Source organism: Trichococcus ilyis, from assembly GCF_900109135.1.
Lineage (GTDB): Bacteria > Bacillota > Bacilli > Lactobacillales > Aerococcaceae > Trichococcus > Trichococcus ilyis.
Genome location: NZ_FNYT01000054.1, coordinates 1 through 5,792 on the forward strand (window position 1 = coordinate 1; position 5,792 = coordinate 5,792).

General features: G+C 42.5%; 4 protein-coding genes. 3 read left to right on the forward strand and 1 reads right to left on the reverse strand.

Annotated elements, in window-relative coordinates:
• The first annotated feature begins 113 nt into the window (after window positions 1–113).
• On the forward strand, window positions 114–1,238 hold the full coding sequence (locus tag BMX58_RS14370; protein WP_093088865.1) for an IS4 family transposase: 1,125 nt from the start codon (window positions 114–116) through the stop codon (window positions 1,236–1,238).
• A gap of 181 nt (window positions 1,239–1,419) precedes the next feature.
• On the forward strand, window positions 1,420–1,815 hold the full coding sequence (locus BMX58_RS14375; RefSeq protein ID WP_275425235.1) for a DUF697 domain-containing protein: 396 nt from the start codon (window positions 1,420–1,422) through the stop codon (window positions 1,813–1,815).
• A gap of 221 nt (window positions 1,816–2,036) precedes the next feature.
• Here the strand turns inward: BMX58_RS14375 and BMX58_RS14380 are convergent, their stop codons facing one another.
• On the reverse strand, window positions 2,037–2,444 hold the full coding sequence (locus tag BMX58_RS14380; RefSeq protein ID WP_084254026.1) for a tetratricopeptide repeat protein: 408 nt from the start codon (window positions 2,442–2,444) through the stop codon (window positions 2,037–2,039).
• A gap of 422 nt (window positions 2,445–2,866) precedes the next feature.
• On the opposite strand from BMX58_RS14380, the gene BMX58_RS14385 reads away from it, so the two are divergent.
• Window positions 2,867–5,641 (forward strand): type I restriction endonuclease subunit R, EcoR124 family, encoded by a 2,775-nt coding sequence (locus BMX58_RS14385; protein WP_068624742.1) that lies wholly within the window; start codon window positions 2,867–2,869, stop codon window positions 5,639–5,641.
• Window positions 5,642–5,792: the final 151 nt, after the last annotated feature.

Here is a 5,792-nt window from a genome sequence, read left to right on the forward strand (position 1 = left end):
TCACTAGTGTTGCATTAAAAAATTAACAAACTAAATTTTAGACAAAAAGAAAAGATCCTTTACAATGGTTGGTAAGATGACTTATCCAAGACCACGTTAAAGGACCTATAACTATGGATAAGCATAAACAAAAAACTTCATTTTGTAAATGGATTGCACCTGTCTCTTTTGAGAATCTACCGTTAAGACTACAAGAACAAATTGGACAGACAAATACCTATGTCAAGAAGCTCTATTTCGACCGTTTCCTCAAGCTGATGCTCCACGCAATCTCGAGCCAAAAAGCCAGTCTTCGGGATATAGAAGCTTCCCTTTTAAATCCAGATCTTCAAGCTGAACTTGGTTTTGACTCTCTTAGCAGCTCACAGATATCGCGGAAGATCCGAAGGATCAATCCCATTATTCTGGAGGAAATGTTCTACTTTCTAGTATCTCTAGCCAACCAAGGCAAGCGTAACGGCAAGCTTCCAAAAGCATTCATCGTAGATTCGACGACGGTCTCTCTGAATAAAACACGATATCCCTGGGCAGAGTTCCGCACTACTAAGTCAGGCATAAAACTGCATCTCCGTCTTGCCTATATAGGGAAAGGCGATGCCTATCCGGATAGAGCGATCATAACGAATGCTTCCGTTCATGATGTCAACCGACTGGAAATCGTAGTTGATGAGAAGCTGGCCACCTATATCTTCGACCGGGGTTATATGGACTTCGAGTTATTCGATAAATTTTCCTATGACGGATTCTTCTTTGTATCTCGCATCAAGAAGAACAGCCTCGTACATGTAATGTCCGAATACGAAGTCCCTCCCGGAGGATCCATTCTCCAAGACCAGATGGTCGTTCTGGGTGGCAAGAATGGGTATCTGACAGATCCTTATCGATTGGTTGAAGTAATGGATACACAGGAGAATAAGCTGCGCATCATTACCAATCGGTTTGATCTTTCAGCTGAAGCAATCAGCCAAATGTACCGTTCCCGCTGGGAGATCGAACTCTTTTTCAAGCAATTGAAGCAGCAGACGACCATCAAAAAATTCTTCAGTCGTGATGAGGATGGCTTAAAAAACCAGGTCTATCTTGCTTTGATTGCACAACTTCTCACCTATCTGGTCAAACTGGAAACACAATCTGTTCTTTCTAGCCTGACAATCCAACGCTACCTATTCGCTTCCCTATGGGAAGCTAGTGAACTTTGGGAGACAAGGATACGGGGAAAACCGACCGAATCAAAATGAACGAAAGCTTGACGACAATAGAGCGGCTGAAGATAAATTGACATAGTTCATAATTGTTACAATCTGGAGAAAGTCATCTTTCTGCGTGAGCATAAGAATTTTTTTGCTTTTTTCAGAAAACAGTTTAGATGAAGACCTGCAAATGTTTATGCAACACTAGTGGATCAAAATATTTTCCGGAATATCTGCAACAGTCGCATTGACACCAATACCAATATCAGATATTTATATTCTGATCATAATTCAGTCAGTTTTGGTTTCCTTAATCGCTTCATTAAGCGGAAGAGATATTTCACTTGAAACTGCTAAAGAATTTATTTTTAGTATGGGTGGGATTGCGGGAGCTGGATATGCATTCAGGCTATTAGCGCAACAGACATCAAAATTTCTAAACACAGTATGGCCGGGGGTTGGTTCGGCGGTAAGTTCTGGAGTAGCTGCATCTGGAACTGCTGCAATAGGGAAGGCTGCTAGCGCCTACTACATAGATGATAAGCCAATAGGTGAAGCAAAAAAGAAATTTGAAGATGCAAAGAAAGAAAACGATGAAACTTCAGCCAATTATAATAACAACTGAGTTAAAACTCTTTGGCGCGACCTTCCATGGATCATAATACGCTTGAAAGGTAATGTTTTTGGGGGGATATTGCTGTGATGGCATTCATATAAGGGCTACAGAAATATGTTAAAAAAGAATAGAAGCGAAAAAGCGGAAAGCCTATAATTTGACGGGCTTTCCGCTTTTTTCCTTTTGGATTATCAATTGATGCAACACGCATGCAGATTAGTTTGAGGAAACTATTGATTGTGTGCTTTTTTTAATGCAGTAGCCTTCGAAAGACGTTCCTTAAATTTTTTTAATTTTGGTGAAATATCAGCGCGTGGACTGGTTGCGCGTAAGTCTGAAAATACATGTATAGCATGATTTAAAACACGAATTTCATTATCGTAATCCTTTTCTTTTCGGTAAATAACAGCCAATCTATCGTATGGGAAATTACCATCAAAATTCATGGATATGTTTTTTTCATATAGTTTTTTTGCTTCTTCAACTTTACCAGATTGTTCAAGTTTTCTTCCCTTGAGATTATTGTCAACCATTTTAGAAAATACTTTTTCACTAATTTGGGTTCTAGTATTTCCAGTAGAACTGGGTTTCTTTGCAAGGGGGTTGTTCTTATCTTTTTTTTGACTCCAGAAAAACATTAGTAACGCCTCCTCTTATTATCAATTCTTATTACCAGGAATTACTTAAGGTCAGCAGGAATATGAGTCTGGCAGGTAAAAAGTATATGGTTCAAAATTGTCGGATTACTAAATTACTTTGGATACTAAAATGTGTCAACTCAGCGTGACCTTGGGTATATTCTTTCACAGTTATCATCGGGTTTACAATTCTTAACAACCCTATCGAAATGTAGCATTCTTCATTAAGTATAGCAAAAATACTATAGGTTGACTATGAGATGTAAGAACATGGTAAATCAAACGGTTTGGTAGTATCGTGCTAAAGTGGAAGACACAAATATAGTTTTTTACACCAGAACGCCATTGAATAACTGACAGAATATTGAGATAATAATAAAAAGCCAATCAAGATAAATTGCGTACTTGTGAGGAGGGAAACTATGGCCTATCAAAGTGAATCGGCATTAGAAAATAAATTGATCGAGCAACTCGTCTCGAAAGGGTATCAATGGGTACCGGAAGTGAAAAGCGAAGCCACTATGATCGCGAACTTCCGCAAGGTTCTGGAGAAACGAAACAGCGTCAACATCGGGGAGGATCCCCTGACCGATAAAGAATTCGAGCGTTTGATGACACAAATCAACGGGAAAAGCATTTTTGACAGCGCTAAAATCCTGCGGGACAAGGTGCTGCTGAAACGGGACAGTGGAAAGAACCTTTACCTGGAGCTGTTCAATACAAAAGAATGGTGCAAAAATACGTTCCAAATCACAAATCAGATCAGCATGGAGGGAAAGTACACCAACCGCTATGATGTGACCATCCTGATCAATGGGTTGCCGCTCGTGCAAGTGGAACTGAAGCGAAGCGGCGTGGATATGACGGAGGCGTTCAACCAAATCATGCGCTACCGCAAGCATACTTATACCGGCTTGTTCCGCTACATCCAGATTTTTGTGATCAGCAACAGTCAAGAAACACGTTATTTCTCCAACAGTGACGGGGAAATTTTGAAGAGCCACATGTTTTACTGGTCCGACGTGGAAAACAACCGGATCAATGTGCTGAGTGAATTCGCGGAAAGCTTTATGGAGAAATGCCATTTGGCAAAAATGATCGCGCGTTACATGGTGTTGAACGAGACGGACAAACTTCTGATGGTGATGCGTCCGTATCAAGTTTATGCGGTCGAAGCCCTTGTAAGACAAGCATTGGAGACCAAGAACAACGGATACATCTGGCATACGACCGGGAGCGGAAAGACATTGACATCCTTCAAAGCCAGCCAGATCATCGCCCAAGAAGAAAGCATCGAAAAAGTCTTTTTCCTGGTGGACAGGAAGGATTTGGATGCCCAGACCTTGGCGGAGTTCAATAAATTTGAAGCAGATTCCGTGGATATGACCGACAATACATACAAACTGTTGAAACAAATGGGCGATCGCACGAAACCGCTGATCCTGACGACTATCCAAAAGATGGCCAATGCCGTCAAATCAGGGCATAAGGCGATTGACAGCTATCGAGAAGATCGGGTTGTGTTCATTATCGATGAGTGCCACCGGACCCAATTCGGGGAAATGCACAAACTGATCCACAAGCATTTCAAAAATGCCCAATACTTTGGCTTTACAGGAACACCGCGCTTTCCTGAGAATCCAAGCCAGGATGGACGGGTAACGGCAGATATTTTCCAGAAATGCCTGCATCATTACCTGATCAAAGATGCCATCCGCGATGAGAACGTCTTGGGCTTTTCTGTGGAATACATCAGTACCTTCCGAGGACAGTTCGATGAAGAGGATCAGGAAAGGGTAGCTGGCATCAACACGAATGAAGTGTGGATGGCAGACGAACGGTTGGAGGACATCACCAAGCATATCCTCAAGAACCATCGCAAAAAGACCAAGAATCAGCAATATACCGCCCTCTTTACCGTTCAAAGCATCAAAATGGCGATCAAATATTATGATCTGTTCAAGCAATATGCAGAAGACATCAATGTAGCGAGCATATTCACTTACGGAGCCAATGAACCCGGCAATGAAGACATTTCTGTTGAGCATTCACGGGATAGTCTGGAGCGGATTATGAAGGACTACAATGAAACGTTCAGCACAAATTTCTCGACAGATAATTTCAACGGCTATTTTGCGGATGTTTCCAAGCGGGTCAAGAAAGGCGTTCCCGGTGAAAGATTGGACATTCTTATCGTGGTGGACATGTTTTTGACGGGGTTTGACAGCAAGCCGCTCAATACGTTATATGTGGATCGGAATCTGAAATACCACACCTTACTGCAGGCCTATTCCCGGACCAACCGGATAGAAAAGGAAACGAAGCCATACGGGAATATTGTGTGCTACCGCAACCTGAAATACCAAACCGATGAAGCCATCAAACTATACTCGCAGACCAACGACACCAATACGGTATTGATGGCCAGCTATGCGGAATATCTGACCGATTTCAGGGCGGCGCTTTCTTCTTTGCTGCAGCTGGCGCCGACACCGGAATCAGTTGACCAACTGGAATCCGAAGAGGATCAATATCAATTTGTGGTGCTATTCCGGGAGCTTTCAAAGTTACTGCTGAAGCTGCGGACTTTTGATGAATTCGAGTTTTCGGAAGATACAATCGGAATCGTTGAACAAAACTACCAGGATTTCAAGAGCAAGTATTTTACCATCTATGAAAAGGTGAAAAAGAAGGAAAAGGGCGAAGAAGTTTCCATCCTCGACAACCTGGACTTCGCGATAGAAGTCATCCAAACGGATACGATCAACGTCAGCTACATCTTGAATCTCATCCGTAACATCAACCTGAAAGATGAAGCTGAACGGGAGAAAAATGTCGCCACCATCCACCGACTCTTGGATCAGGCGGACAATGAGGACTTGCGCTTGAAGGCGGACCTGATCCGCAAGTTCCTGGATAAGGTTTTACCGGTGCTGGACGAGGAGGCCAACCTTGATGAAGCATACAATGTATTCGAAGAAGAAGAACGTGAAGGGGAAATCTATGATTTTGCCCAACACGTGGAGCTGGAGCCTACAGTCGTCAATGAATTTTTGGCAGAGTACGAATACAGCGGCAGTCTGAACCGGGAACGGGTTTCCGATCAGATCAATGGCAGTTTTATCAAGAAACGCAGGAAAATCGACCGCATTTTTGAGTTTGTGATGGAGAATACCCGCAAGTTCATGTCGGTTTAATTATGAGCTACAAGCATCAAAAACGAGTGTAATTTATAAAAATTACACTCGTTTTTGATGTGCGCCCGGCATGGGTGATAACTTGGTGGTGAAAGTCCACTACAGGCTTTGCAGTAGGAACTGTTAGCGAATGACAAGGGTGTCCACCGTG

What these genes read in the sequence shown, in the direction of transcription:
- BMX58_RS14370 (WP_093088865.1), top strand. Translation starts at nt 114, where the DNA reads ATGGATAAGCATAAACAAAAAACTTCATTTTGTAAATGGATTGCACCT.
- BMX58_RS14380 (WP_084254026.1), bottom strand. Translation starts at nt 2,444, where the DNA reads ATGTTTTTCTGGAGTCAAAAAAAAGATAAGAACAACCCCCTTGCAAAG.
- BMX58_RS14385 (WP_068624742.1), top strand. Translation starts at nt 2,867, where the DNA reads ATGGCCTATCAAAGTGAATCGGCATTAGAAAATAAATTGATCGAGCAA.